This is a genomic window from Burkholderia sp. b14 (assembly GCF_900156195.1).
GTDB lineage: Bacteria > Pseudomonadota > Gammaproteobacteria > Burkholderiales > Burkholderiaceae > Mycetohabitans.
In genome coordinates this window covers 982,185-1,007,562 of sequence record NZ_FTPJ01000003.1, presented here as the reverse complement: position 1 = coordinate 1,007,562, position 25,378 = coordinate 982,185, and the positions used below count along the sequence as shown (strand labels likewise).

The 25,378-nt window shown below is 62.6% G+C and carries 22 protein-coding genes and 2 pseudogenes; 17 read left to right on the top strand and 7 right to left on the bottom strand.

The window, feature by feature from the left end; translation table 11 throughout:
• Window positions 1–6: 6 nt before the first annotated feature.
• Entirely contained in the window at window positions 7–1,224 is a 1,218-nt protein-coding gene (locus B0B13_RS08860; RefSeq protein ID WP_076795795.1) for a DUF2863 family protein, read from the bottom strand.
• A gap of 718 nt (window positions 1,225–1,942) precedes the next feature.
• On the opposite strand from B0B13_RS08860, the gene B0B13_RS08855 reads away from it, so the two are divergent.
• Window positions 1,943–3,007 carry a 2,3-butanediol dehydrogenase gene (locus B0B13_RS08855; RefSeq protein ID WP_076786479.1) on the top strand — a complete coding sequence of 355 codons (1,065 nt, stop codon included), beginning with the start codon at window positions 1,943–1,945 and terminating at the stop codon, window positions 3,005–3,007.
• 166 nt (window positions 3,008–3,173) lie between these two features.
• Here B0B13_RS08855 and acnA read toward each other — a convergent pair whose 3' ends face one another.
• From acnA to B0B13_RS08830, 6 genes and pseudogenes are all read right to left on the bottom strand, one after another.
• Window positions 3,174–5,888: an aconitate hydratase AcnA gene (acnA, locus tag B0B13_RS08850; RefSeq protein ID WP_076795792.1), complete on the bottom strand. Its 2,715-nt coding sequence runs from the start codon at window positions 5,886–5,888 to the stop codon at window positions 3,174–3,176.
• A gap of 34 nt (window positions 5,889–5,922) precedes the next feature.
• A pseudogene (prpD, locus tag B0B13_RS19315) lies at window positions 5,923–6,218 on the bottom strand (2-methylcitrate dehydratase); the annotation flags it as partial.
• Window positions 6,215–6,401, bottom strand: a pseudogene (gene prpD, locus B0B13_RS20035) (2-methylcitrate dehydratase); the annotation flags it as partial. The pseudogenes prpD (B0B13_RS20035) and prpD (B0B13_RS19315), both read right to left, overlap by 4 nt.
• 32 nt (window positions 6,402–6,433) lie before the next feature.
• Window positions 6,434–6,970, bottom strand: coding sequence for a hypothetical protein (locus B0B13_RS08840; protein WP_076795787.1), 537 nt, complete (start codon window positions 6,968–6,970; stop codon window positions 6,434–6,436).
• Between the two features lie 67 nt (window positions 6,971–7,037).
• Complete coding sequence (locus tag B0B13_RS08835) at window positions 7,038–8,114, bottom strand: HpcH/HpaI aldolase/citrate lyase family protein (protein WP_083703695.1); 1,077 nt, start codon at window positions 8,112–8,114, stop codon at window positions 7,038–7,040.
• 24 nt (window positions 8,115–8,138) lie between these two features.
• A complete protein-coding gene (locus B0B13_RS08830) occupies window positions 8,139–9,122 on the bottom strand; it encodes a malate dehydrogenase (RefSeq protein ID WP_076795784.1) in 984 nt (327 codons plus the stop codon).
• Between the two features lie 411 nt (window positions 9,123–9,533).
• Between B0B13_RS08830 and B0B13_RS08825 the strand changes: the two genes are divergently transcribed.
• From B0B13_RS08825 to trpB, 16 genes are all read left to right on the top strand, one after another.
• Window positions 9,534–10,292 carry a GntR family transcriptional regulator gene (locus tag B0B13_RS08825; protein ID WP_235090715.1) on the top strand — a complete coding sequence of 253 codons (759 nt, stop codon included), beginning with the start codon at window positions 9,534–9,536 and terminating at the stop codon, window positions 10,290–10,292.
• 203 nt (window positions 10,293–10,495) lie between these two features.
• Window positions 10,496–10,906: a succinate dehydrogenase, cytochrome b556 subunit gene (gene sdhC, locus B0B13_RS08820; RefSeq protein WP_076786491.1), complete on the top strand. Its 411-nt coding sequence runs from the start codon at window positions 10,496–10,498 to the stop codon at window positions 10,904–10,906.
• Window positions 10,907–11,275, top strand: a complete 369-nt coding sequence (gene sdhD / locus B0B13_RS08815; RefSeq protein WP_076786493.1) for a succinate dehydrogenase, hydrophobic membrane anchor protein — start codon at window positions 10,907–10,909, stop codon at window positions 11,273–11,275.
• A gap of 3 nt (window positions 11,276–11,278) precedes the next feature.
• Window positions 11,279–13,054 carry a succinate dehydrogenase flavoprotein subunit gene (sdhA, locus tag B0B13_RS08810; protein ID WP_076786495.1) on the top strand — a complete coding sequence of 592 codons (1,776 nt, stop codon included), beginning with the start codon at window positions 11,279–11,281 and terminating at the stop codon, window positions 13,052–13,054.
• A gap of 30 nt (window positions 13,055–13,084) precedes the next feature.
• Window positions 13,085–13,789, top strand: coding sequence for a succinate dehydrogenase iron-sulfur subunit (locus tag B0B13_RS08805; protein ID WP_076786497.1), 705 nt, complete (start codon window positions 13,085–13,087; stop codon window positions 13,787–13,789).
• Window positions 13,790–13,796: 7 nt separating this feature from the next.
• Complete coding sequence (locus tag B0B13_RS08800; RefSeq protein WP_076795780.1) at window positions 13,797–14,066, top strand: FAD assembly factor SdhE; 270 nt, start codon at window positions 13,797–13,799, stop codon at window positions 14,064–14,066.
• Window positions 14,067–14,117: 51 nt separating this feature from the next.
• Window positions 14,118–15,419: a citrate synthase gene (gene gltA, locus B0B13_RS08795; protein ID WP_076795777.1), complete on the top strand. Its 1,302-nt coding sequence runs from the start codon at window positions 14,118–14,120 to the stop codon at window positions 15,417–15,419.
• A 620-nt stretch (window positions 15,420–16,039) separates the two neighbouring features.
• Window positions 16,040–17,449: a 3-isopropylmalate dehydratase large subunit gene (gene leuC / locus B0B13_RS08790; protein ID WP_076795774.1), complete on the top strand. Its 1,410-nt coding sequence runs from the start codon at window positions 16,040–16,042 to the stop codon at window positions 17,447–17,449.
• 21 nt (window positions 17,450–17,470) lie between these two features.
• Window positions 17,471–17,611, top strand: a complete 141-nt coding sequence (locus B0B13_RS17190; protein WP_083703694.1) for an entericidin A/B family lipoprotein — start codon at window positions 17,471–17,473, stop codon at window positions 17,609–17,611.
• Window positions 17,612–17,705: 94 nt separating this feature from the next.
• A complete protein-coding gene (gene leuD, locus B0B13_RS08780; protein WP_076795772.1) occupies window positions 17,706–18,359 on the top strand; it encodes a 3-isopropylmalate dehydratase small subunit in 654 nt (217 codons plus the stop codon).
• 58 nt (window positions 18,360–18,417) lie between these two features.
• Window positions 18,418–19,491, top strand: coding sequence for a 3-isopropylmalate dehydrogenase (leuB, locus tag B0B13_RS08775; RefSeq protein WP_076786507.1), 1,074 nt, complete (start codon window positions 18,418–18,420; stop codon window positions 19,489–19,491).
• Between the two features lie 356 nt (window positions 19,492–19,847).
• Entirely contained in the window at window positions 19,848–20,969 is a 1,122-nt protein-coding gene (gene asd, locus B0B13_RS08770; protein ID WP_076795769.1) for an aspartate-semialdehyde dehydrogenase, read from the top strand.
• A gap of 202 nt (window positions 20,970–21,171) precedes the next feature.
• Window positions 21,172–22,584 (top strand): FimV/HubP family polar landmark protein, encoded by a 1,413-nt coding sequence (locus B0B13_RS08765; RefSeq protein ID WP_076795767.1) that lies wholly within the window; start codon window positions 21,172–21,174, stop codon window positions 22,582–22,584.
• Between the two features lie 11 nt (window positions 22,585–22,595).
• Window positions 22,596–23,396 carry a tRNA pseudouridine(38-40) synthase TruA gene (gene truA / locus B0B13_RS08760; RefSeq protein WP_076786514.1) on the top strand — a complete coding sequence of 267 codons (801 nt, stop codon included), beginning with the start codon at window positions 22,596–22,598 and terminating at the stop codon, window positions 23,394–23,396.
• Entirely contained in the window at window positions 23,389–24,108 is a 720-nt protein-coding gene (locus B0B13_RS08755) for a phosphoribosylanthranilate isomerase (RefSeq protein ID WP_139337383.1), read from the top strand. The genes truA and B0B13_RS08755 overlap by 8 nt, the downstream gene beginning before the upstream one ends.
• A gap of 48 nt (window positions 24,109–24,156) precedes the next feature.
• The gene (trpB, locus tag B0B13_RS08750; protein WP_076797236.1) at window positions 24,157–25,350 is read left to right on the top strand and encodes a tryptophan synthase subunit beta; all 1,194 of its coding nucleotides are present in this window, start codon (window positions 24,157–24,159) and stop codon (window positions 25,348–25,350) included.
• Window positions 25,351–25,378 lie beyond the last annotated feature (28 nt).

Below are 25,378 nucleotides of genomic sequence, written 5' to 3'. Positions count from 1 at the left end.
CGGGTCTTAGTGGAAGTGAGGTTGCGCTGGTTCGGCATCCTCAGGCATTTCGGCATGCACGATCTCACCGAGTGGGTCAGCATACAGTGGCACGCCACAGTCGTCGCAGTACTCCGGTTCGAATCGTGCCGCGTGACGACGGATATCAGTGACACCAATTTCCTTGAGCAGTCCGATGACATCGTCGAGCATGCCACCGGCCGGATCTTCGTCGGGCGGCACGTCGTCATCTGGGCCGAGATCGCCGTTCTCGCGGCCGTACAGCGGCCATACCACGCCGTAGATCACGTCGTTGCTGCCGCGCCGGGTGAAGGCGATCCGATATTCATCTACGCGCCGTTCGCCGAAACCGGCGACAACCGCACGTAGTCCATCCGGTTTGGCACCGATCGTGTCGCCCAGATACCTGACTGCAGTGCGCACGGTATGCGGGCGGATTTGCTCATCCGCGTCGCGGCAGGCCGAGTAATACGCGTCCGGCAGCAGGCAGTCGAATTCGCAGCCGGGCAGCACACCCGACAAGTTCGCGCCGCCCTGCGCACGCCATTGTTCCAGGCACTGTCCGCGCTCAACGCGTGCGCCGTTCTCCTCCTCCTGCCAGCGAAACAGCGGCTCGCCGGCCGGCACGGCGACCACAGACAGCAGAAAGCGTGGATCGGCGAGGATTGGTGATGTTTCAGGAAGATCGCCGAAAGTTAGCTTGATCGTGCCGCCGACCAGCGCCGCTTGGCCAAGTTGCTGCGCGAGCCGGAACGTCTCGACGTGATGGCGTGGTAACTGGTCGATGCTGTACAGATACGGCGCTAACGCGACGCGCGCCCGTGCCGCGAAGATGTGCGCTTGCAACTGCGCACGCAGCGCATCGACGACGTCGCCTTTCAGCGGGCCGGACGGGATCATGTAACGCGTCCATGCGAGCACTGGTGCCGCGATCAGCAGTACATCGTACGGTTGACCCTCGTGCTCGATGCGGAACGATTCGCTATGGGTCTCGGCCATGTCGGCGAGGGCGCCATAGGCGTCCGTATGTTTTTGCTGCAGATGGTCTAAAGCGGCATCCAGTGTCGTCTGGTTGCCATTGCGGATCACTTTTTCGATGAGCGCATCGAGCTTTGCTTCCCAGAAGCGGTCTTCGATGCGGCTGCCGGACGCGAAAAGCGCGAGCGACAGACCGACCAGCTTGTCGGCGTCGGGTGGGAGACGTTTAGCGATACGCGAGCGCATGGTGTGCCAATTCAGGTGCAGAGAACCTTACATTTTAGTCCGGATCGAGGCTGACGGTACATTTTCCGTCGTCCATGGAGGCGGGCTTTCGTGCAATGGCACGTTTGCTGCCGCAGCAGGACTGCGTCGTGTCGAAGTTGCGATGCACTTGCGTGATACACGCGTCTCACGGGTATGCTGCCGCAGGCTTTGGCCGCCAGGAAGGCCAAACAAGCACGGAAAGACAGCAGAGACGACGGTCTCACGTGCGCTGTGACGCCGCGTCTCGGCGCAGGTCACCGGCGACCAGTCCGCGTCCGGCCGGGTTGCGTTGTGCAGTGCAGCGCTACAGCCCTCGCGAATTCAGGAGCGCATCGATGTAGTGGATTTTACGAGCCTGTTGCGCTGCCACATCGTGCCGCCCGTGAACGAACCTGCCGCAGGTCCGCCGGCTGGCACCGTTCCTGCATGGGCATACCAGCGCGCAAGTAACGACGGTCGCGTAAGTAACGGCCGCCGTGCAAAACGGCTCCCGTGCAAGCATGCAGGTATAGCGGACGCGGCGAGCCAAGCCCTCGGTACGCAGGCATAAAGCATATAGCACACGGACACACAGGCATACAGGCACGCAAGCCGCAGGCACGCGTGGTGCCCGGCTGGCCCATTCGTTGATTTGGCATCGAACAACTAGGATGGAGGCACAATCGTGAACGACACAACTCCCTTACAGCAACCCAGCATGAAAGCCGCCGTTTGGCGCGGCCGCAAGGACATTCGCGTCGAGCAGGTGCGGGTTCCCGATGCCCCTCCGCCAGGGTGGGTCAAGATCCGGGTGCACTGGTGCGGTATCTGCGGCTCTGACCTGCATGAATATGTGGCGGGACCAGTGTTCATCCCGGTCGAGCGTCCTCACCCGCTTACTGGGCTGAAGGGCCAGTGCATTCTCGGGCATGAATTCAGTGGCGAGATCGCCGACATCGGCGCTGGCGTAAGCGGTTTTCGCGTCGGCGAGCGGATCACAGCGGATGCATGCCAGCACTGCGGCACGTGCTATTACTGCAAGCATGGCCTGTATAACATTTGTGAAAACCTAGCGTTCACCGGCCTGATGAACAATGGGGCGTTCGCCGAGTACGTGAATGTGCCGGCGGAGCTACTTTACAAACTGCCGGATGATTTTCCGACCGAGGCTGGTGCGCTAATTGAGCCGCTCGCCGTTGGGCTACACGCGGTGAAGAAGGCGGGTAGCATCGTCGGGCAGACCGTGGTGGTGGTAGGTGCCGGTACCATCGGGTTGTGCACGATCATGTCCGCCAAGGCCGCTGGCGCTGGCCGTATCATCGCGCTCGAAATGTCCGCCGCGCGTAAGAAGAAGGCGCTGGAGGTCGGCGCTACGACGGTGATCGACCCGACCCAGGGTGACGCGATTGAACAGGTGCGCGCGTTGACCGGTGGCTATGGCGCGGACGTGTCGTTCGAGTGCATCGGCCATCGCACCACGGCCAAGCTGGCGATCGACTTGATCCGCAAGGCCGGCAAGTGCGTGATGGTCGGTATCTTTGAAGAGTCGAGCGAGTTCAATTTCTTTGAGCTCGTCTCGACCGAGAAGGAAGTCATCGGCTCGCTAGCCTACAATGGTGAATTCGCCGATGTGATCCGCTATGTTGCGGATGGGCGCATCGACGTGCAGCCGCTGATTACCGGTCGCATCGCGCTGTCTGACATCGTGAGCAAAGGATTCGAGGAGTTGGTCAACAATAAGGACGCGAACGTCAAAATCATCGTGTCGCCGGTCGCCGCCTGACGTGCGCGAAGTCAAGCCTGACGCGCGCGAAGTCAAAAAAGCCCGACGCCGTTGAACTGCACCCAAAAGTTGGACGCCGATCCGACCTTTGGGGTGCAGTGGCGTAGGGCTTTTCCATTGCTGCACCGGTACAGCAGATCCGGTGCGGTGTCTGCAACGGCGTGCGTTATGCGGTCAGCAACTGGCGCAGTACGAACGGCAGAATCCCGCCGTGCTTGTAGTAGTCGACCTCGATCGGCGTGTCGATGCGCAGCAGCACCGGCACCTTCTTCACGCCGTTTTTGCCGCGGACGACCAGCGTGACTTCCTGTTGCGGCTTGAACTCATCCGTCAGGCCCTCAATGTCGTAGGTCTCCTCGCCGGTGATGCCGAGCGACTGCACGCTGTCCTCATTGATGAACTGCAGCGGTAGCACGCCCATGCCCACCAGGTTCGAGCGGTGGATGCGCTCGAAGCTGCGCGCCACGACCGCCTTCACGCCGAGCAGGTACGTGCCCTTGGCCGCCCAGTCACGCGATGAGCCGGTGCCGTACTCTTCGCCGGCGAATACGATGGTTGGCGTGCCTTCGGCGATGTACTGCATCGCGGCGTCATAAATCGACATCTGTTCGCCGCTCGGCTGGTGAATGGTCAGGCCGCCTTCCACCCGCGAGCCGTCCGGCTTGGCGGGAATCATCAGGTTCTTGATCCGCACGTTGGCGAACGTGCCGCGCATCATCACGTCGTGGTTGCCGCGCCGCGAGCCGTAGCTGTTAAAGTCGGCCTTCTGCACACCGTTCTCCTTCAACCAGCGGCCGGCCGGCGAGTCTTCCTTGATTGATCCGGCCGGGCTAATGTGGTCGGTCGTCACCGAGTCGCCGAAGATGCCCAGTGCCCGGGCGTTCTTGACCGGCGTGATCGACTTGGTCGACTGCATCGAGAAATGCTCGCCGAAGAACGGTGGCTCGGCGATATAGGTCGACTTCGGCCAGTCATAGACCTGACCCTCGGCGCCCTCGATCTGACTCCACAAGTCGCCTTGCTTGGTCAACTGCGAGTAGTTCTCCTTGAACTTTTTCGCGTCCAACGCGTACTTGAGCAGCTGGTTGACTTCATCACTGGACGGCCAGATGTCGCCCAGGTAGATGTCGCGGCCGCCCTTGCCTCTGCCGACCGGCTCGGTCATCAGGTCGCGTGTGATCGTGCCAGCGATCGCGTACGCGACCACCAGCGGCGGCGACGCGAGGAAGTTCGCGCGGATGTTTGGATGGATCCGCGCCTCGAAGTTACGGTTGCCCGATAGCACCGCGGCGGCGACTACGTCATGCTTGACGATTGCATCATTGAGCGGCGGAGTTAGGTCACCGGCGTTGCCGATACAGGTCGTGCAGCCGTACGCTGCGACCGTGAAGCCGAGCTTCTCCAGGTACGGCAGCAGGCCGGTGGCGCTCAGGTACGCTGTGACGATCCGCGACCCCGGCGCGAGCGACGTCTTGATGTGCGGGGCCACCGTGAGGCCCGCGTCAACGGCCTTCTTCGCGAGTAGGCCGGCGGCGATCAGCACGCTCGGGTTCGATGTGTTCGTGCACGAAGTGATCGCGGCGATCAGCACGTCGCCGTTTTTCAACTCGACGCCATCGGTGGTCTTATATACCTTGCCCAGGTCGTCGGCTTTCTTTGCGAAGCCGTTTTGCGCGACGGGCAGCGAGAACAAGTCAGCGAACGTGCTTTTCACGTTGCCGATCTCAATCCGGTCCTGTGGGCGCTTCGGACCGGCAAGCGACGGCGCGACCGTGCTCAGGTCTAGCGTCAGCGTCTTCGTGTAGTCGATCTGGCCGGCGCCTGGGATGCCATACAGGCCCTGCGCTTTGAAGTAGTTCTCGAACGCGGCGATTTCCTCCTTCGTGCGGCCCGTGCCCTTGAAGTAGTCGATCGTCTTGTCGTCAACCGGGAAAAAGCCCATCGTTGCGCCATATTCTGGCGCCATGTTGCCGATTGTGGCACGGTCCGGCAGCGTCAGCGATGCGGTACCTTCACCAAAGAATTCGACGAACTTGCCGACCACCTTCTCCTTACGCAGCATCTCAGTGATCGTCAGCACCAGGTCCGTCGCGGTCACGCCTTCGCGCAGCCGGCCCTTGAGTTCGACGCCGATCACGTCAGGCGTCAGGAAATACACCGGCTGGCCGAGCATGCCCGCCTCCGCCTCGATGCCACCCACGCCCCAGCCGACCACGCCAATGCCGTTGATCATCGTCGTATGGCTGTCGGTGCCCACCAACGTGTCGGGATAGTAGATCATGCCGCCGTCCACGCTCTTTTTGTGCACGCCACGCGCCAAGTATTCCAGGTTCACCTGGTGCACGATGCCTACGCCCGGTGGCACGACCTTGAACGTGTCGAATGCCTGCATGCCCCATTTCATGAACTGGTAGCGCTCCTTATTGCGCTCGAACTCCAACTTCATGTTCAGGTCCAGTGCATCCTTCTGCCGGAAGTAGTCGATTTGCACCGAGTGGTCCACGACTAGGTCGACCGGCACCAACGGCTCAATGCGCTTCGGATTCTTGCCGGCGCGCTGCGCGACGCCGCGCATTGCCGCGATGTCGGCCAGTAGCGGCACGCCAGTGAAGTCTTGCAACACAACGCGCGACACAACAAACGGGATCTCGTCGGTGCGCGCGGCGTTGGGCTGCCACTTCGCCAACTGCTCGACGTGCTCCTCGCTGATCTTCTTGCCATCGTAATTGCGCAGCACGGATTCGAGCACGATACGAATCGACACGGGCAGGCGGTCGATCTGAATGCCGAGGGCTTTGCCGAGCTGCGGCAACGAGTAGTATTTACCCTTGCCTGAGCCGCTGTCGAATTCCTTAAGCGTTTTGTGGAGATTGTGGGCCATGGTGTTTCCCTTGGGTTGATACGCGTGGGTTCAGTCAAATCACGTACAAATCGACATACTCGTTGACGGGCATCGCCCCTCGAGGCGGGCCGGCTCCAGCGAGACGTCAACAATGGCGTTGCGCTGCTTGTCGGCGAAGCGACGCGCAAGATTCGCGCGGAACTTATCAACCAGCAACGAGATGCCGTCGGCGCGGCGGCGCGGGTGCCCGATCGGGTACTCAACCACCACCTCGTCGAATTTCGTGCCGTCGTCCAATTCGACGGTTAGCGCGTCGATGCGCGCGTCGCGTGCGACTTCGTCCTCATAGTCAGCCGCCTCAAGCCGGCCGGGCAGCTTCGTGCAGGCCGGGTAGGACAGCGCCTGTAGCCCACAACCAAGCGTGTCGAGTAGGCAGTAGCACACCGTCTCTAGCGCGAGCGCACTGTCGACGCGGCAGTGCTGCACGTAGTCGAGGCTGTCGACCAGCACGGAATCCGGTTCGGAGCGCACGTTCGAGGTTGGTGCAGACATGGCGGGGGCCCTGGTATACGGCCGGGTGTCGCTCAGTTACTTTGCAACAGACCCGGACGCTGCTTGAGCGCCTCGGTCTGGATCGGCGCCGGCGCACCGGCGACCATTGCGGGCGTCTTACATTCGTCGGCCAGTCGAGAGCTATTCTTGTCGGAGAACAGCATCGCCTTGGTCGGAATCACGATCAGATCCAGTCCTGTCGCTGCGTCGTGGAAGCGATCGGCGCCGGTGGTCGTCTGCTCGCGCGGCAGCTTGTAATTCTTGCCTGCCCAATGCACGGTGACAATCTGGTCGCGCTTCATGTCGCCACTCACGAAAAACTCGCTATTTTCCGCACAGCCCCATTTCGTCGCGCCTTCCGGCACCGGATCGGCGATCGTTTTTGCGGCGGCCTTCTTGGCGACGCGCTTCTTGAACAATCGATGGCTTGGCTCGGGTTTCTTTGTGCCGGATTTGACGGACGCGGAACTGGCGCCGGTTACGGCGGCCGTGGCGGCGCACGCGTCGGCAGTGACGAACAGCGTGGCGCAGAGCACGCCGATGGCGGTGGCGATAGCGAGTGTCTTCATCTGTATCCATACCTCGAAAAATGGGCGTCGACCGGGCGCGCGGGCGGCGCGCGCTGTTGGCCGGACGTTATTCTCGCCTACTTAACAAGGGGGCAGATATTGGGTTTGCCGTTGCGGCGCGATTTGCCGCGGCGGCATCCGACACGGTGTCCCTAGCAGGCGTGAACCAGGCTGCAACATCGCTCGCAAGCGGCCGACCGGACGCTTGCGCACGGCGCAGCACGCACCAGTAGTAGCGGTAGCTCGCGCGGTCGTGCAGCGTGTCGCGGTGGCGAATGGGTCCCCATTGCGCCTGCTGTGCGGCACGCAGGATGTCGGTGGCAAGCGCCAATTCGTCGTCGCGCGGCGCGAAGGCGGCGACGATCGGCTCGATTTGCGCCGGATGGATGCTCCACATCCGCGTGTAACCGAATTCGTCGCGGGCTCGCGTGGCATCCTGCGCGACGCGTTGCGCGTCGCGAACGTCGGTCGTCACGTTGTGCGACGGCACCTTGCCGTGCGCATGGCAGGCCGCGGCAATCTCGAGCTTGGCGCGGCGCACCAGCGGATGGTCGAATTGCCCCGGCGAGCGCATCGCGGCGTCAGGAACTGCGCCGTGATGCGCGGAGACGAAATCCATCAGGCCGAACGACAGCGATTGCACGGCTGGCAGCGCGGCCAGTGAAAATACCGCGTCGAGCGCGGCATGCGTCTCGATGAGCAAATGAACCGGGATGGGGGCGGGCAGACCCGTCTCGCGGCGCACCGCGTCGATGAATGCGCACTGCTCGGCCGCCTCGTGTAGCCCACGCACCTTCGGCAACATGATGTACGCGGGCGAGCGCCGTGGTGCATGTAGCACGATGCGCACGTCGTCGCGCCAATGCGGATGATCGTACGCGTGGATGCGCACGCCGACGCGGCCAAAGTGATTGGCCTCGCCGTGCAATAGCGAGGCGACCAGCGCCGCGTGCTCGGTCTCACGTCCGACCTGCGCGCCGTCTTCGCAATCGAGCGTGATGTCGAACACCGGTCCGAGCCGCTGCTGCAGCTCGAGCGACTTGCGCATCAGCTTCTCACTGCCCGCGTAATGATCGCACGCGGGCAGCAGCGCGGGCGGCACTTCGCCATCGAACAGGACATCGGCAGGCGTCAAGGCGCGCATTGTCGGCGTGAAGCGCGTGCCGGCTCAGCCGAGCAGGTGTTGCACGCCGTCACGCTCCTCGAGCAGCTCGCTGAGCGTGGCGTCCATCTTCTCGCGCGAGAACGAATCGATCTCCAGACCCTCGACGCGCTTGTACTCGCCGTTCTCGGTGATCACTGGCACGCCATAGACGATGTCTTCCGGGATGCCGTACGAGCCGTCGGACGGCACGCCCATCGTGACCCACTTGCCGTTGGAGCCGAGCACCCAGTCGCGCACATGGTCGATTGCCGCATTGGCTGCGGACGCGGCCGACGACAGTCCACGGGCCTCGATGATCGCCGCGCCGCGCTTGCCCACCGTCGGGATGAACACGTTGCGGTTCCATTCGTCGTCGTTGATCAGTTGGGTCAGTGACTGGCCCTCAACCGTTGCGAAGCGGAAATCCGGGTACATCGTCGGCGAGTGGTTACCCCATACCACGAGCTTCTCGATTGAGGCGACCGGCTTGCCCGCCTTAGCGGCCAACTGCGACAGCGCGCGGTTGTGGTCCAGGCGCAGCATCGCGGTAAAGTTCTTCTTGGGTAGGTCCGGTGCCGACTTCATCGCAATATAGGCGTTGGTGTTGGCCGGGTTGCCCACCACCAGCACCTTCACATCGCGGCTAGCGACCTCATTGAGCGCGCGACCCTGCACCGTAAAGATCTCGGCGTTGGCCGACAGCAAGTCCTTGCGTTCCATACCCTTGGAACGGGGGCGGGCGCCGACCAGCAGCGCAACGTCGGCATCCTTGAATGCAACTTTCGGATCGTCGGTGACGACCACGTCGGACAGCAGCGGGAAGGCGCAGTCCTCGAGCTCCATCACCACGCCCTTGACGGCGGCTTGCGCCTGCGGCAAATCGAGCAGTTGCAGAATGACGGGTTGGTCTTTGCCAAGTAGGTCGCCATTAGCGATGCGAAATAGCAGCGAGTAACCAATTTGACCTGCGGCGCCAGTGACGGCAACGCGCTGAGCGGGCTTAGCCATTGATAAATCTCCAGGACGAGACGTTGAACGCAACAAAGAACGCCATTTTAAGCGCGCCGCGTGGCTCTTTGCAGCATGCCCGGGCTGACGTTCGTCGCGCGTTGGTGAAGCGCGGTCTCGTTTGCCGCATGGGCGAACCACCTGCTGGGATGCGGTGCTCGCGCACGCGGCTAAACGGGGCGTGCCGGTAAATTTCGGTCTTTCCGTATTGCGCGGTGTATCGCGCACCGATCCGGCACGATACGCCGTAAAGCATTGCATAGCAACGAAGTTTAGGAGCCAAAGGGGGTAAAGTCAACCGTATCTTATATCTTATATAAGACAGATGAATAGGGCGAAAAAAGATGGACGGTGTGGCGACCTTCATGATGAAATAGCGCCATGAATTCGATCCACGCGAGCCCGGGCAACATGACGGACGGCACCGAGCGCGGCCTGGCCGCGGGCGCGCCGTCGCCCACATTCAGCCCGCTTTATCAACAGATCAAGGCGCTGATCACGCAAAGCCTGGAGTCGGGCGAGTGGAAGCCGGGCGAGATGATCCCGAGCGAGGTGGAATTAGCTGCACGCTACAAAGTCAGCCAGGGCACTGTGCGCAAGGCGATCGACGAGTTGGCCGCCGGCAATCTGCTTGTGCGCCGCCAGGGTAAGGGTACGTTCGTGGCGACCCACCACGAGGACCGCGTGCAGTTCCGTTTCCTGCGGCTGTTGCCCGACCAGGGCGAGTTGCAGCCGCACGAGAGCCGCCTGTTGGAGGTACGGCGCTTGCGTGCACCGGCGGAGATCGCACGGCAGCTGGAACTCAAGCCCGCGGACCCCGCGGTGCTGGTCAAGCGCGTGCTTGAGTTCGAGGCCAAGCCGACGGTGCTCGACGAAATCTGGCTGCCCGGTGCGATGTTTCGCGGGCTCACGCTGGAGCGGCTGTCCGAGTATAAGGGGCCGCTGTATGCGATGTTCGAGACGGAGTTCGGTACGCGAATGATCCGCGCGTCCGAGAAGATCCGCGCGGTGGCCGCCGACGCGGCGGTGGCCGCGCTGTTGGGTGTCGCACCCGGTTATCCGCTGCTGTCGGTCGATCGCGTATCGTACACGTACGGTGATCGACCGGTCGAAGTGCGGCGCGGCTGGTACGTGACGGCCGGATACCATTACCAAAACGATTTGAGCTGATAGAAAAAGACGATGGCACCGACGCGCGGCAGTCCAGTCTGGCGCGCGCCGCGCGCGTTGTGCAACCCCTATTGTTGCGTATAAGGCAAAGCAATCTTGCAACACTGGCGCCCGAAAGAACGCCGGCGCAACATTGTTGCGATGCATTGCGAAAAGAAAAGGCGTTAAAATTACGGGTTGGTGTCTCAACTTGGGGTCTAGCAATGGCTGAAGCCGTAAAAAAACCAAGACCGGAGTACCGGAACATCAGTATCGGCCAGATACTGACATACCGACTACCGCTCGCGGGCCGTGTGTCCATCCTGCATCGCGTCAGCGGTGCGCTGCTGTTCCTGCTGCTGCCTTTCTCGCTGTACCTGCTTGAGCAGAGCCTGACTTCGGAGCTCAGCTTTGCGTCCCTGAAAGCTTTCTTTTCCTATCCCTTAGTCAAACTCATCGTGCTCGTGCTGTCGTGGGCGTACCTGTTCCACTTCTGCGCCGGACTGCGCCACTTGCTGCTAGACACGCACCGTGCGGTCACGAAGCAGGGCGGCAAGCAAACGTCGATCGTCGTATTCGTGGTGTCGTCGGTGCTTACGATCGCCGTCGCGCTCAAACTGTTCGGAGTCTTTTAAATGGCAGCGAATCACCGCATTGGTCCGAAGCGTCTGGTCGTCGGCGCTCACTATGGGCTGCGCGACTGGATTGCGCAGCGCGCGACCGCGGCGATCATGGCAATCTACACGGTCATCCTGCTCGTCTGGTTCTTCTCGGCCGGTAACTTTTCGTATGACGGCTGGGCGGCGATCTTTTCGATCCAATGGATGAAGCTCGCGACGTTCGTCACGCTGCTCGCGCTTTTCTACCACGCCTGGGTCGGCGTGCGCGACATCTGGATGGATTACGTGAAGCCGGTCGGCGTGCGGCTCGTGCTGCAGGTGCTGACGATTGTCTGGCTCATCGCGTGCGCGGGCTACGCCGCACAGATTCTCTGGAGAGTTTAAAGCATGGTTGCAATTAAGAATTCGCTGCCGCGTCGCAAGTTCGACGTGGTGATCGTCGGCGCGGGCGGCTCTGGGATGCGCGCGTCGCTGCAACTGGCGAAGGCTGGCTTGTCGGTCGCCGTGCTCTCCAAGGTGTTCCCGACCCGCTCGCACACGGTGGCTGCGCAAGGCGGCATCGGCGCATCGCTCGGCAACATGAGCGAGGATAACTGGCACTACCACTTTTATGACACGATCAAGGGCTCAGACTGGCTTGGCGACCAGGACGCGATCGAGTTCATGTGCCGCGAGGCGACGAACGCGGTCTACGAGCTTGAGCACTTCGGCATGCCGTTCGACCGCAATCCAGACGGCACGATCTATCAGCGCCCGTTCGGCGGCCATACCGCGAACTATGGCGAGAAGCCGGTGCAGCGCGCTTGCGCGGCCGCGGACCGCACCGGCCACGCGCTGCTGCATACGTTGTACCAGCAGAATGTGCAGGCCAAAACGCATTTCTTCGTCGAATGGATGGCGCTGGACCTGATCCGTGACGCCGAAGGCGACGTGCTCGGTGTAACCGCGCTCGAGATGGAAACCGGTGACGTCTACATTCTCGAGGGCAAGTGCACGCTGTTCGCGACCGGCGGGGCCGGGCGCATCTTCAATGCGTCGACGAATGCGTTCATCAATACCGGCGACGGTCTCGGGATGGCCGCGCGCGCTGGCATCGCGTTGCAGGACATGGAATTCTGGCAGTTCCACCCGACCGGTGTTGCGGGCGCGGGCGTGCTGATTACCGAAGGGGTGCGCGGCGAGGGCGGCATTCTGCGTAACGCGAACGGAGAGCGCTTCATGGAGCGCTACGCGCCGACGCTGAAGGACTTGGCGCCCCGCGATTTTGTGTCGCGCTCGATGGATCAGGAAATCAAGGAAGGGCGCGGCTGTGGTCCGAACAAGGACTACGTGCTGCTGGACCTGTCGCACATCGGCGCGGAAACGATCATGAAGCGCTTGCCGTCGATTCGCGAGATCGCGCTGAAGTTTGCGAACGTCGATGCGATCAAGGAGCCGATTCCGGTGGTGCCGACGATCCATTACCAAATGGGCGGCATCCCAACGAATATCCATGGCCAGGTCGTCGGCACGCCGAAGGGCCATGAGGAGCCGGTCAACGGCTTCTACGCGGTCGGCGAATGCTCGTGCGTATCGGTCCACGGCGCGAACCGTCTTGGCACGAACTCGTTGCTGGACCTTGTGGTGTTCGGCCGCGCGGCCGGCAATCACATCATCAAGCACGTGAAGGACGTGAAGGAGCACAAGCCGTTGCCGGCCGATGCGGCCGATTTTGCGTTGGCGCGGCTGGCCAAACTCGATGCGTCCACGTCGGGCGAGTACACGCAGGCGGTGGCGGCGGACATCCGCAAGACGATGCAGGCGCATGCGGGCGTGTTCCGCACGTCGAAGCTGCTTGCCGAAGGTGTCGTGAAGATCCGCGAAGTGTGCGCGCGCGCTGGCGACGTGCATCTGAAGGACAAGTCGAAAGTGTTCAATACTGCGCGCGTCGAGGCGCTCGAGCTAGCCAACCTGACCGAAGTCGCTCGTGCGACGATGGTGTCGGCCGAGGCGCGCAAGGAGAGTCGGGGGGCGCACGCGCAGAGCGACTATGAGCACCGCGACGATGAAAACTGGCTGCGCCATACGCTGTGGTTCAGCGAAGGCGACCGTCTGGACTACAAGCCAGTCCACATGAAGCCGTTGACGGTCGATTCGGTCCCGCCGAAGCCGCGGACCTTCTGAGCGACGCGCAGCAAGTCAAAGGAAACGAACATGGCAAAACGTATTTTTGAAATTTACCGCTACGATCCGGACAAGGACGCCGCGCCGCGCATGCAGACGTACGAGATCGAGCTCGACTCGCATGACCGGATGCTGCTCGACGCGCTGGTCAAGCTCAAGTCAATCGATGAGACGATCTCGTTCCGCCGCTCGTGCCGCGAAGGCGTGTGCGGTTCGGATGCGATGAACATCAACGGCAAGAACGGGCTGGCGTGCCTGACGAACCTGAACGAGCTGCCGCACAAAATCGTGCTGCGTCCGTTGCCGGGACTGCCGGTCGTGCGCGACCTGATTTGCGACTTCACGCAGTTCTTCAACCAGTATCACTCGATCAAGCCGTACCTGATCAACGACACGCCGCCACCGGAGAAGGAGCGGTTGCAGTCGCCCGAGGAGCGCGACGAACTCGACGGCCTGTATGAGTGCATCCTGTGCGCGAGCTGCTCGACGTCGTGCCCCAGCTTTTGGTGGAACCCGGACAAGTTCGTCGGCCCGGCGGGTTTGTTGCAAGCGTACCGATTCATCGCCGACAGTCGCGACCAGGCAACCGGCGAGCGGCTGGACAACCTGGAAGACCCGTATCGTCTGTTCCGTTGCCACACGATCATGAACTGCGTCGACGTGTGCCCGAAGGGGCTCAATCCGACAAAGGCGATCGGCAAGATCAAGGAACTGATGGTGCGCCGGGCGGTTTGAGGCTGACGTGTCTTCGTCTCATCAGTCCGACCCTACGCGTCGCGCGCGGCTTCGCTGGCGCGCGCGACGCGGCCTGCTGGAAAACGATCTGATTTTTGAGCGTTTTTTCAGCCGATATGAACATGCACTCAGCGACGCGGACGTTGGTGCGCTCACGCAATTGCTGGAGCTGTCCGACAACGAGCTGATGGACCTGCTGCTGTCGCGCAGCGAACCCGATGGCGCGCTCGCGACGCTCGACGTGGCGCGCGTACTCGGCTGGCTGCGTACGGTGTGATTCATGCGTCATATCGCAAACTGTTTCCCATACCACGATTGAGGATCTGCCATGACCCCGTCAGACGTTAAAGCCACGCTATCGTTCAGCGACAATTCGCCGAGTGTCGAACTGCCGATCTACAAGGGCACGATGGGCCCCGATGCGATCGACATCCGCAAGCTGTACGGCCAGACCGGCAAATTCACGTATGACCCGGGGTTCATGTCCACCGCGTCGTGCAACTCCTCGATCACTTATATCGATGGCGACAAGGGCGAGCTGCTGTACCGCGGTTACCCGATCGACGAGCTGGCGCAGAATGCGGACTTTCTCGAGACGTGTTATGCGCTGCTCAAGGGCGATCTGCCGAATCAACAGCAGAAGAAGGAATTCGTCGATACCGTGGCCAAGCATACGATGGTCCACGAGCAGATGCAGTTCTTCTTCCGGGGCTTTCGCCGCGATGCGCATCCGATGGCGATCCTGACGGCGGCGGTGGGTGCGCTGTCGGCGTTCTACCACGATTCGCTGAACATCAACGATCCGCGTCATCGTGAGGTATCGGCGATCCGGATGATTGCGAAGCTGCCGACGCTCGTCGCGATGGCCTACAAATACAGCATTGGCCAGCCGTTCGTCTATCCGCGTAACGACCTATCGTACAGCGCAAACTTCATGCGCATGATGTTCGCGAACCCGTGCGAGGAATATGTGATCAACGACGTGCTGGTGCGCGCGCTCGATCGTATCTTGATTCTGCACGCGGATCACGAGCAAAACGCATCGACGTCGACCGTACGGCTGGCCGGCTCGTCCGGCGCGAATCCGTTTGCGTGTATCGCCGCGGGGATCGCGTGTCTGTGGGGGCCGGCGCATGGCGGTGCCAACGAGGCGGCGCTGAATATGCTCGAGGAAATCGGCTCGCCGGACAAGATTCCCGAGTTCATCAAGCAGGTCAAGGACAAGAACTCCGGTGTCAAGCTGATGGGTTTTGGCCACCGCGTGTACAAGAACTACGATCCGCGCGCGAAGTTGATGCGCGAGACGTGCCACGAAGTGCTCAACGAGCTTGGCTTGCACGATGATCCGCTGTTCAAATTGGCGATGGAGCTGGAGAAGATCGCGCTCGAGGACGAGTACTTCGTGTCGCGCAAGCTGTATCCGAACGTGGACTTCTATTCCGGCATCGTGCAGCGCGCGCTCGGTATTCCGACGTCGATGTTCACGTGTATTTTCGCGATGGCTCGTACGGTAGGCTGGATCGCGCAGTGGAGCGAGATGATTTCGGAGCCGGAGCAAAAGATCGGTCGTCCGCGTCAATTGTTCATCGGCCATACGTCGCGCGAGGTGAAGCCGATCGACAAGCGGTAAGAGCGGACCGGCGTGTTGCGGCTGTCGGTATTCGGCGGCTCGTAACCGGTAGCCTGTGTGAACGGGCAGTCTGCGTGAACCGGCCGTCAAGGTTGATTAGGCCGAGGACAGAGCGGGCCAGAGGTGCTGGACAGGCGCCTCTGGCCCGTGCGCTTTTCCCGCGCCGGGACGGTTGTAGGCTGGGCCGCCGTCTGCAGCCGTCTTTGATGCGTATGCGTTGGGATTGCCGGTAATGACTGGCAGGTCGAGACCGGCAGCAGTCGAACGCCGTAGGGCTGCAGCGTGCCCTGCGTCGCAAACGCGAGATCCACACTTGGCTCGATCTGACAAGGGAGCCTCGTGACGGGGCAAACGAGCTGTGCGGCGGATCCGCATGCGGGGCGGCGGGCACATCGGCGCTGCGCCGGGACATCGCTGTCCAGCGTGCATCAGTCAAGCTGGCAGTATTTATCCAGGTATTGCGGATACCACCATAACTTTTTGTTTTTATTGGGTTTTTTTATCAAAGGGCTAGCGAATCGGCCAGTGCTGCTGGCATAATCGGTGCGTGGACCCACGCAGCATCGACCTACGCTGTCCCTTCAATACCCCGGTCCAGCACTGACCCGAGACTGAACGCCATGCCCCAGACCCTGTATGACAAATTGTGGGATTCGCACGTCGTCCATACCGAGGAAGACGGCACCACGCTGCTCTATATCGACCGGCACCTGTTGCACGAGGTGACTTCGCCACAGGCATTTGAAGGCCTGAAGCTCGCGCAGCGACCAGTGTGGCGCATTAGCGCGAACCTGGCAGTGTCGGACCACAACGTGCCGACTACCGACCGCAGCCACGGCATTGCCGATCCGGTGTCCAAGCTGCAGGTCGATACGCTGGACGCCAACTGTGACGCTTATGGCATCACGCAATTCAAGATGAACGACCAGCGGCAGGGCATCGTTCACATCATTGGGCCGGAGCAGGGCGCGACGTTGCCCGGCATGACAATCGTGTGCGGCGATTCCCACACGTCGACGCACGGCGCGTTCGGCGCGCTCGCGCACGGCATCGGCACGTCCGAGGTCGAACACGTGCTCGCCACGCAAACGTTGCTGCAGAAAAAAAGCAAGAACATGCTGATCAAAGTTGATGGCGTGTTGCCGCGTGGATGCACGGCCAAGGACATCGTGCTCGCGATCATCGGGCGCATCGGCACGGCGGGCGGCACCGGCTACGCGATTGAATTCGGTGGCTCGACGATCCGTGCGCTGTCGATGGAAGGTCGCATGACCGTGTGCAACATGGCCATCGAGGCCGGCGCGCGCGCCGGGATGGTGGCGGTCGATGACACGACAATCGACTATTTGCGCGAGCGGCCGTTCTCGCCGAAGGGCGCCGAGTTTGAGCAGGCCGCGCAGTATTGGCGCACGTTCCGCTCCGATGAAGGCGCGTACTTTGATCGCGTCGTCGAGCTGGATGCCGCGCAGATTGTGCCGCAAGTGACGTGGGGCACGTCACCGGAGATGGTCACCTCGATCGACGCACGGGTGCCGGACCCGGAGCGCGAGAACGATCCGGTCAAGCGCGATGCGATGGAGCGCGCGCTCCAGTACATGGCGTTGGAGCCCGATACACCGATCGAGGCGATTAAGCCCGACAAGATCTTCATTGGCTCTTGCACGAATGCGCGGATCGAGGATCTGCGCGCGGCCGCGCACGTGGTGCGCAAGCTCGGGCGGCGCATTGCACCGAGCATCCGGCAGGCGCTGGTCGTGCCGGGCTCCGGGCTCGTGAAGGCGCAGGCCGAGCGCGAGGGGCTCGACAAAGTATTTAAGGACGCCGGGTTCGAATGGCGCGAGCCGGGTTGCTCGATGTGCCTGGCGATGAACGCGGACCGGCTCGAGCCGAGCGAGCGCTGCGCATCGACGTCGAATCGCAATTTCGAGGGGCGCCAGGGCAACGGCGGACGCACGCACCTGGTCAGCCCGGCGATGGCAGCCGCGGCGGCCATCGAAGGTCATTTTGTCGACGTGCGTCAGCTGGCCTGACGCGACGGGGAGAGCACCAGAATGAAGCGCGTATTCATCGGGTGGTTCGCAGTGGCCGCGGCGGTGCTGGGCTGTGCCGCGATCGCCGGATGCAACACCGTGTCGGGTTTCGGGCAGGACATGCGCGAGGCCGGCGCGGCGATCAAGAAGGCCGCGGAGTAATGCGGGTCGCGCCGCAGGTCACGGGTCACGCGCAGGGCCCGCGACGGCGGGCCTGACCTGGTCCGATCAGGACTCGATCACGTTCGAGGAAGTCATGAAAAAATTTGTCGTTCACACTGGTATCGTCGCACCGCTCGATCGCGAGAATGTCGACACCGATGCCATCATTCCGAAGCAGTTCCTGAAGTCGATCAAGCGTACGGGCTTTGGTCCCAATCTGTTTGACGAGTGGCGCTACCTGGACCATGGAGAGCCGGGCCAGGATTGCTCGAAGCGGCCGCTGAACCCGGATTTCGTGTTGAATCAGCCGCGCTACCGGGGCGCCTCGATCCTGCTTGCACGCCAGAACTTCGGCTGCGGCAGCTCACGCGAGCATGCGCCGTGGGCATTGCAGCAGTATGGCTTTCGGGCGATCATCGCGCCCAGCTTTGCAGACATCTTCTTCAACAACTGCTTCAAGAACGGCTTGCTGCCGATCGTGTTGCGCGGCTCCGATGTACACCGGCTGTTCAACGATACGGCCGCACTCAACGGCTTCCAGCTGACGATCGACCTGGAACAGCAGCAGGTGCGCACCGTGGACGGTGCCCACGTGTTCGAGTTCGATATCGCACCGTTTCGCAAGTACTGTTTGCTCAACGGGTTCGACGACATCGGTCTTACGCTGCGTCATGCTGACCGGATTCGTCAGTTCGAGGCCGAGCGGCTGGCCCGTCAACCGTGGCTGAACAATCGTCTCGTTGGTTGAGGCGGCACGCGTCGCCGCACATCGCGCCTTTCGATTCAATGTCTTTGGAATGGAACGTATGAAGATTGCCGTGTTGCCGGGCGATGGGATTGGCCCGGAAATCGTTACCGAGGCGGTAAAAGTCCTGAACGCACTCGACGAGCGATTTGAGCTAGAGCAGGCACCGGTCGGCGGCGCTGGCTACGAGGCAAGCGGGCACCCGTTGCCGGACGCCACGTTGGCGCTGGCCAGGCACGCGGACGCGATCCTGTTCGGCGCGGTCGGCGATTGGAAATACGACCAGCTCGAGCGTGCGTTGCGCCCGGAGCAGGCAATTCTTGGCTTGCGCAAGCACTTGCAGTTGTTCGCAAACTTTCGTCCGGCGATTTGCTATCCGGAGCTGACTGGTGCGTCATCGCTGAAGCCGGAGATCGTGTCTGGACTGGACATCCTGATCGTGCGCGAACTGAACGGCGATATCTACTTCGGCCAGCCGCGCGGCCTGCGCGACGCGCCGGACGGCCCGTTCCACGGTAGCCGCGAGGGTTTCGACACGATGCGCTATGCGGAGCCGGAGGTGCGACGGATTGCGCACGTGGCCTTCCAGGCCGCGCAAAAGCGCGCGAAGCGGTTGACCTCGGTCGACAAAGCCAACGTGCTGGAGACATCGCAACTGTGGAAGGACGTCATAATCGACGTGGCGCGCGACTATCCGGATGTCGAACTCTCGCATATGTATGTCGACAACGCGGCGATGCAACTGGTGAAGGCGCCCAAGGCGTTCGATGTGGTTGTGACGGGCAACATGTTTGGCGATATCCTGTCCGACGAAGCCGCGATGTTGACCGGCTCGATCGGGATGCTGCCCTCCGCGTCGCTTGACGCGAACAACAAGGGCCTATATGAGCCGTCGCACGGATCGGCGCCGGATATCGCGGGCAAGGGCGTGGCCAATCCGCTCGCAACGATCCTGTCGGCTGCGATGATGTTGCGCTACTCGCTGGGGCGCGCCGAACAGGCCGGCCGGATCGAGGACGCGGTTAAGCGTGTGCTCGCGCAAGGTTATCGCACGGCGGACATCGTCACGCCGGGTTGCAAGCAAGTCGGCACGCGCGAAATGGGCGATGCGGTCATCGCGGCGCTGGCGCGCTGATACACTGCCCAGGCGATTTGTCCGAGGCGGTGCAAATCGCTGAATCAGCTCGCTTTTTGAACGGGTTTGGCGCCATCGCGTCACGATTTCGTGTACACTGCGCACCATGATGCCAGCATCGTGCTCCACGAACCTAGTTGCCGCGATCGTCGGTGACGATCGCGGTGTGCGTTCGCGCGAGCGGAAATTAGCGGCCGTGCGTGTTCGCGCGGCGCATCGCACGCTTATTGGCACGACGATTATTCGTACCCGCAAAACGATCAAAGCTTGATCGTGTCCAGTCGTGTCCGCCCCATCTTCCCCGCGCGGCCACACTGGGGACAGATGCGGGGAAGAATCGATCCCAAAGGTAAGTCATGAACGTAGGTTTCGTTGGTTGGCGCGGCATGGTCGGCAGTGTCCTGATGCAGCGTATGCAACAGGAGCGTGATTTCGACCTGATAGAGCCGGTCTTCTTCAGTACCAGCAATGCGGGCGGTGCGGCGCCGGCATTCGCGAACACGAACACGAAGCTCAAGGACGCGTCCGATATCGACGAACTAAAGCGCTGCGACGCGATCATCACGTGCCAGGGTGGTGACTATACGAACGACATTTATCCGAAGCTGCGCGCAGCCGGCTGGAAGGGCTACTGGATCGACGCGGCATCCGCGCTGCGGATGAAGGACGATGCGGTGATCATCCTGGATCCGGTTAATCTCGACGTGATCCGTGATTCGCTGGTGCGTGGCGGACGCGATTTTATTGGTGGGAATTGCACCGTAAGCTTGATGCTGATGGCGCTGGGCGGATTGTTCCAGCACGACCTGGTCGACTGGCTGACCGCAATGACGTATCAGGCCGCGTCCGGGGCCGGCGCACAAAACATGCGCGAGCTTTTGGAGCAGATGGGGACGCTGCATGGCGCGGTGGAGCCGCAACTGGCCGATCCCGCGTCGGCCATCCTGGACATCGACCGCCGCGTGTCGTCCGCGATGAACAGTGATGCGATGCCGACGCAGCATTTCGGCGTGCCGCTGGCCGGTTCGCTGATTCCATGGATCGACAAGGACCTGGGCAATGGCATGTCAAAGGAAGAATGGAAGGGCGGCGCCGAGACGAACAAGATCCTCGGCCGTCCAGCCGTCGGCGAGCCGGGGTCGATCCCGGTCGACGGATTGTGCGTACGCATCGGTGCGATGCGTTGCCACTCGCAGGCATTGACGATCAAGCTGAAGAAGGACGTGCCGCTTGACGAGATTGATCAGATGCTGGCGACGGCGAACGATTGGGTGAAGGTCGTGCCGAACGAGCGCGACGCGTCGATGCACGGGCTGTCGCCGGCCAACGTGACCGGCACGTTGTCGGTGCCGGTCGGCCGGTTGCGCAAGCTTGCGATGGGCGGCGAATACTTATCGGCATTCACGGTCGGCGACCAGTTGCTGTGGGGCGCTGCCGAACCGCTGCGCCGGATGTTGCGCATTTTGCTCGAGCGTTGATCCGCCAGCGAACAACGCGCGTGCCCGTGCGCGCGAAAGACAAGGGCGTTACGCGCTGCGTGGCGCCTTTTTCGTTTTAAGATTCTGCTTTTGTGATCAAAAGCCGTTTTGTGATCGAAAGCCGACTGGGATCGGCGTCGGCGTGTGGCACAGGCCAACGGCGGCTCAGGTTAGCACGCATTGTGGCGCTGCAGGAGTATCAATGACTGTTCGAGCAGGAGGCGCGCGCGCGTGCGCTGTGGTGGTGGCGGCAATGGTTGCGGTGTTGCCGCCGGGCGCGGCGGCAGCCGGAACGAATACCAGCGCGGACGGCACGGGCGGCGCGTCGGTTGCCGAGAGCGCAGGCCCCAATCGTTTTGTCGTCAAGCCCGGCCAATCGCTGAACGACATAGCCAGTGCTGTGGTCCAGTCCAACGACCGGGCGATGCGTGACAGGATGGTGGCACTGCTGTTCGAGGCCAATCCCAGCGCGTTCATGGGGCGCGATCCGAACCGCTTGAAGATCGGCGCGGTGATCCGCGTACCAGACGACGCGGCGGCGACGGTGACGACCGGGGCGTCGGCGATGGCCGCGTCGGGCGCCGGCAATGCACTGCCGCCCGCGGCGTCGGGCACGGCCGCGCCGGGTGGCGCCGCGTCCTCATCTGCGGCGCGGGCGGTTTCGACACCTACCGTGGCGGCGAGCCAGGGTACGGACCACGCGTCGGCCCGCACGGCTGCCTCACTACGTCTGTCGTCGGCGATCGCGGCGGGTGCTGCTGTGCTGGCGGTCCTGTTGGTGGGGTTGCTGAGTGCACTGGTGCGACGACGGCGGCGCACGGCAGCTAACGGCGACATGGGCGGTGCACAAGGCGTTGGCCCACGCGAAGAGACTCGAGCGGGTGCGGCGCGTGCGCCGGATGATGGCTTGCCGCATCGCGTCTTGGCGATGCGGACCGGATCTGAGCCGTCTGACGGCGCGGCAGCCCATGCCGCTGACACGGCGTGCGAAAGCCCGACCAGTGACGCTGGTCAGGCCGGCCTGCTGCCTAGGGCCGTTTCCGCCGCCGGAGCGCACGACGCGTTGTCGCGCGGTGACACGGTCGAGCACGGTCCGAACGCTGCGCCGCCGTCATCGAGTGTTGTTTTAGCCGCCTCAGCAGCCGAATCGCTGACTGTCACAGCAACGCACGCTGGGGAGCGGCAAACGCCGCTAGCGCCCGACTTTCCGGCACACGCCGCTGCCGCGCTGGCATCGCTGGAGCTGTCGCTGCCGCCGCTGTCGTCCACGCCGTCGAGCGCGAACGATGCGGCAATTGCTGCCGTTGAGCGCGACGCACCGATGGCCTCGCCACCCTCCGTTGCGTCGCCGCCCGGCGTCGGTGCCGCCCCTTTCGGCGCACTGAACCTCGATTTTGATCTCAATTTGCCGCCGCTGGCCGAACAACCGTGCGTCGTGTCGACGCCGGACGAACTCGCCGCGATCGCCCGTAACAAGCTCGATCTGGCCGTCGAATACATGGAGTTGGGCGATGCGGCGGGCGCGCGCGCATTGGTCAGTGAAGTCATCGCGTCGAACGAGTCGACGACGCTGGACGAGGCGCGGAAGCTGCACGCCGTGCTTACGCCGCTTTGAGTGGGGTGGCGATGCGCATCGCGCTGGGACTTCAGTATGACGGCGCCGCATTTTGCGGCTGGCAGGCGCAGCCGCACGGCAATACGGTGCAGAATGTGCTCGAGCGTGCACTGGAGCAGTTCGCGCAAGTGCCGCTGCCCACGGTTGTCGCCGGCCGTACCGACACGGGTGTGCATGCGCTCGGTCAAGTCGTGCATTTTGATACACAGCTCGACCGAGCAGAATTTTCGTGGGTTCGTGGAGTCAACGCGTTCTTGCCGCCCAGTGTCTCGGTGCAGTGGGCCAAGCCGATGCCGCCGACTTTTCATGCGCGCTTTGCGGCGTTCGAGCGCACGTATTTCTATGTGCTGTATGTGCATCCCGTGCGCTCGCCGATGCTCGCGGGGCGCGCCGGGTGGGTTCATACGGCGCTGGATGTCGAGATGATGCGCGAGGCCGCCAGTTATTTGATTGGTGAGCACGATTTTTCGTCGTTTCGCTCGTCCGATTGCCAGGCGAAGACGCCCGTCAAGCACCTGTATGCGATTGATATCGTCGAGCATGGGCCGTTCGTGCATTTGCGCTTTCGCGCGAATGCGTTTCTGCACCACATGGTGCGCAACATTATGGGCTGCCTGGTGTCGGTGGGACGGCGCAGGCATCCGGCCCATTGGATGGCCGAAGTGCTAGCCGCTCGCGAGCGCAAGCACGCGGCGCCGACGTTCATGCCGGATGGCCTGTATCTGACGCAGGTGGGGTATCCTGACGACTTCGGCGTGCCGCCGCCCAATCTTGCCAGTTTGCCGTTCAGCGAGGTATGGCATCGTGACTGAGCCCGCCACCACCAGGGCCGCCGCGCCGGCCTGCCGTGCGCGGCGCACGCGCGTGAAGCTGTGTGGCCTGTCCACCGCGCAAGACGTCGATTGCGCGGTCGCACTGGGTGCCGATGCGATTGGACTGGTCTTCTATCCGCCCAGCCCGCGTTGTGTGAGCATCGAGATTGCCGCCGCGCTGGCGCGCCGAGTCCCGGCATTCATGACCGTGGTGGGGCTGTTCGTTAATGCCGACGACGCGCTGTTCGAACAGGTGCTCGACGCGGTGCCGCTTGGCATGGTGCAATTTCACGGCGACGAGACGCCGCAGCGTTGCGCTGCATTGGCGGGGCGCGCGGGCCTGCGCTGGCTGCGCGCCCTACGTGTCGGACCGGCTACCCAGCCGGCTGATTTGGTAGAATTATCGGTCAACTATGCTTGCGCGACGGGCTTGCTGCTCGATACGCTGGTCGCCGGCTATGGCGGAGGCGGAAAGGTTTTCGATTGGTCACTTATTCCAGCAGATATCGCGCGTCAGGCCGTTTTGAGTGGTGGGTTGAACGCGCAAAACGTAACTGACGCCATCCACCGGGTGCGCCCGTATGCCGTGGATGTGTCCAGTGGCATCGAAGTGCCGGGTGCAAAGGGCGTGAAGGATCATGCCCGAATGGCGGCGTTCGTCGATGCCGTGCGGGCCGCAGATGTGGCAGCGGCGGCGATGGGCGCCTGGTGAACAGTGGGCTCGCGTGATGCGCGGGCCCTGTCTGACGAGAGTGACGCAATGCACAACTTGCCTGATGAACGTGGCCACTTTGGCCCATATGGTGGCGTGTTCGTCGCCGAAACCTTGGTTCATGCGCTCGCTGAACTGCGCGACGCGTACGACCAATACCGGCAGGATCCCGAGTTCGTCAACGAATATGCGCGCGAGTTGAAGCATTTCGTCGGCCGTCCGTCGCCGATCTATCACGCACAGCGTTGGAGCGAGCTGCTCGGCGGTGCGCAGATTTACTTGAAGCGCGAGGACTTGAATCACACTGGCGCGCATAAGGTCAACAACGTGATCGGCCAGGCGTTGCTGGCGCGCCGTATGGGCAAACCGCGCGTCATCGCGGAGACGGGCGCCGGCCAGCACGGCGTGGCCACGGCGACGATCGCCGCGCGCCTTGGCATGGAATGCGTGGTGTACATGGGCGTCGAGGATGTGCGCCGGCAGGCGGCGAACGTTTACCGGATGAAGCTGCTTGGCGCGACCGTCGTGCCGGTTGACTCGGGCTCGCGCACGCTGAAGGACGCGCTGAACGAGGCGATGCGCGACTGGGTCACGAATGTCGAGAATACGTTTTACATCATCGGCACCGTGGCCGGCCCCCATCCGTATCCGATGATGGTGCGTGACTTTCAGCGCGTAATCGGCGACGAGTGCCGTGTGCAGATGCCCGAACTGGTCGGTCGCCAGCCGGACGCGGTGATCGCGTGTGTGGGGGGCGGCTCGAATGCGATGGGCATTTTCTATCCCTACATCGACGACACGGCGGTGCAATTGATCGGCGTAGAGGCGGCCGGCGATGGACTGGGCAGCGGCCGGCACGCGGCGTCGCTGATCGGCGGCACGCCCGGCGTGCTGCATGGCAACCGCACCTATCTGTTGCAGGACGAAAACGGGCAGATCATCGATACGCATTCGGTCTCCGCGGGGCTGGACTATCCGGGTGTCGGGCCGGAACATGCGTGGCTGCACGATACCGGCCGTGCACAGTACGTCGGGATCACCGATGATGAGGCGCTGCAGGCGTTTCACGACTGCTGCCGCATCGAGGGCATCATTCCCGCGCTCGAGTCCAGCCACGCGCTTGCGTATGCAGCGAAGCTTGCACCGAGCTTGGCGCGCGACAAGCTGCTGCTGGTGAACCTGTCGGGACGTGGCGACAAGGATATGCATACGGTGGCTGAGCGCGCCGGCATTGCGTTTTGAGCGTGCCGCGCGATACGACACCGATCAC

What these genes read in the sequence shown, in the direction of transcription:
- B0B13_RS08860 (WP_076795795.1), bottom strand. Translation starts at nt 1,224, where the DNA reads ATGCGCTCGCGTATCGCTAAACGTCTCCCACCCGACGCCGACAAGCTG.
- B0B13_RS08855 (WP_076786479.1), top strand. Translation starts at nt 1,943, where the DNA reads ATGAAAGCCGCCGTTTGGCGCGGCCGCAAGGACATTCGCGTCGAGCAG.
- acnA (WP_076795792.1), bottom strand. Translation starts at nt 5,888, where the DNA reads ATGGCCCACAATCTCCACAAAACGCTTAAGGAATTCGACAGCGGCTCA.
- B0B13_RS08840 (WP_076795787.1), bottom strand. Translation starts at nt 6,970, where the DNA reads ATGAAGACACTCGCTATCGCCACCGCCATCGGCGTGCTCTGCGCCACG.
- B0B13_RS08835 (WP_083703695.1), bottom strand. Translation starts at nt 8,114, where the DNA reads ATGCGCGCCTTGACGCCTGCCGATGTCCTGTTCGATGGCGAAGTGCCG.
- B0B13_RS08830 (WP_076795784.1), bottom strand. Translation starts at nt 9,122, where the DNA reads ATGGCTAAGCCCGCTCAGCGCGTTGCCGTCACTGGCGCCGCAGGTCAA.
- B0B13_RS08825 (WP_235090715.1), top strand. Translation starts at nt 9,534, where the DNA reads ATGACGGACGGCACCGAGCGCGGCCTGGCCGCGGGCGCGCCGTCGCCC.
- sdhC (WP_076786491.1), top strand. Translation starts at nt 10,496, where the DNA reads ATGGCTGAAGCCGTAAAAAAACCAAGACCGGAGTACCGGAACATCAGT.
- sdhD (WP_076786493.1), top strand. Translation starts at nt 10,907, where the DNA reads ATGGCAGCGAATCACCGCATTGGTCCGAAGCGTCTGGTCGTCGGCGCT.
- sdhA (WP_076786495.1), top strand. Translation starts at nt 11,279, where the DNA reads ATGGTTGCAATTAAGAATTCGCTGCCGCGTCGCAAGTTCGACGTGGTG.
- B0B13_RS08805 (WP_076786497.1), top strand. Translation starts at nt 13,085, where the DNA reads ATGGCAAAACGTATTTTTGAAATTTACCGCTACGATCCGGACAAGGAC.
- gltA (WP_076795777.1), top strand. Translation starts at nt 14,118, where the DNA reads ATGACCCCGTCAGACGTTAAAGCCACGCTATCGTTCAGCGACAATTCG.
- leuC (WP_076795774.1), top strand. Translation starts at nt 16,040, where the DNA reads ATGCCCCAGACCCTGTATGACAAATTGTGGGATTCGCACGTCGTCCAT.
- B0B13_RS17190 (WP_083703694.1), top strand. Translation starts at nt 17,471, where the DNA reads ATGAAGCGCGTATTCATCGGGTGGTTCGCAGTGGCCGCGGCGGTGCTG.
- leuD (WP_076795772.1), top strand. Translation starts at nt 17,706, where the DNA reads ATGAAAAAATTTGTCGTTCACACTGGTATCGTCGCACCGCTCGATCGC.
- leuB (WP_076786507.1), top strand. Translation starts at nt 18,418, where the DNA reads ATGAAGATTGCCGTGTTGCCGGGCGATGGGATTGGCCCGGAAATCGTT.
- asd (WP_076795769.1), top strand. Translation starts at nt 19,848, where the DNA reads ATGAACGTAGGTTTCGTTGGTTGGCGCGGCATGGTCGGCAGTGTCCTG.
- B0B13_RS08765 (WP_076795767.1), top strand. Translation starts at nt 21,172, where the DNA reads ATGACTGTTCGAGCAGGAGGCGCGCGCGCGTGCGCTGTGGTGGTGGCG.
- truA (WP_076786514.1), top strand. Translation starts at nt 22,596, where the DNA reads ATGCGCATCGCGCTGGGACTTCAGTATGACGGCGCCGCATTTTGCGGC.
- trpB (WP_076797236.1), top strand. Translation starts at nt 24,157, where the DNA reads ATGCACAACTTGCCTGATGAACGTGGCCACTTTGGCCCATATGGTGGC.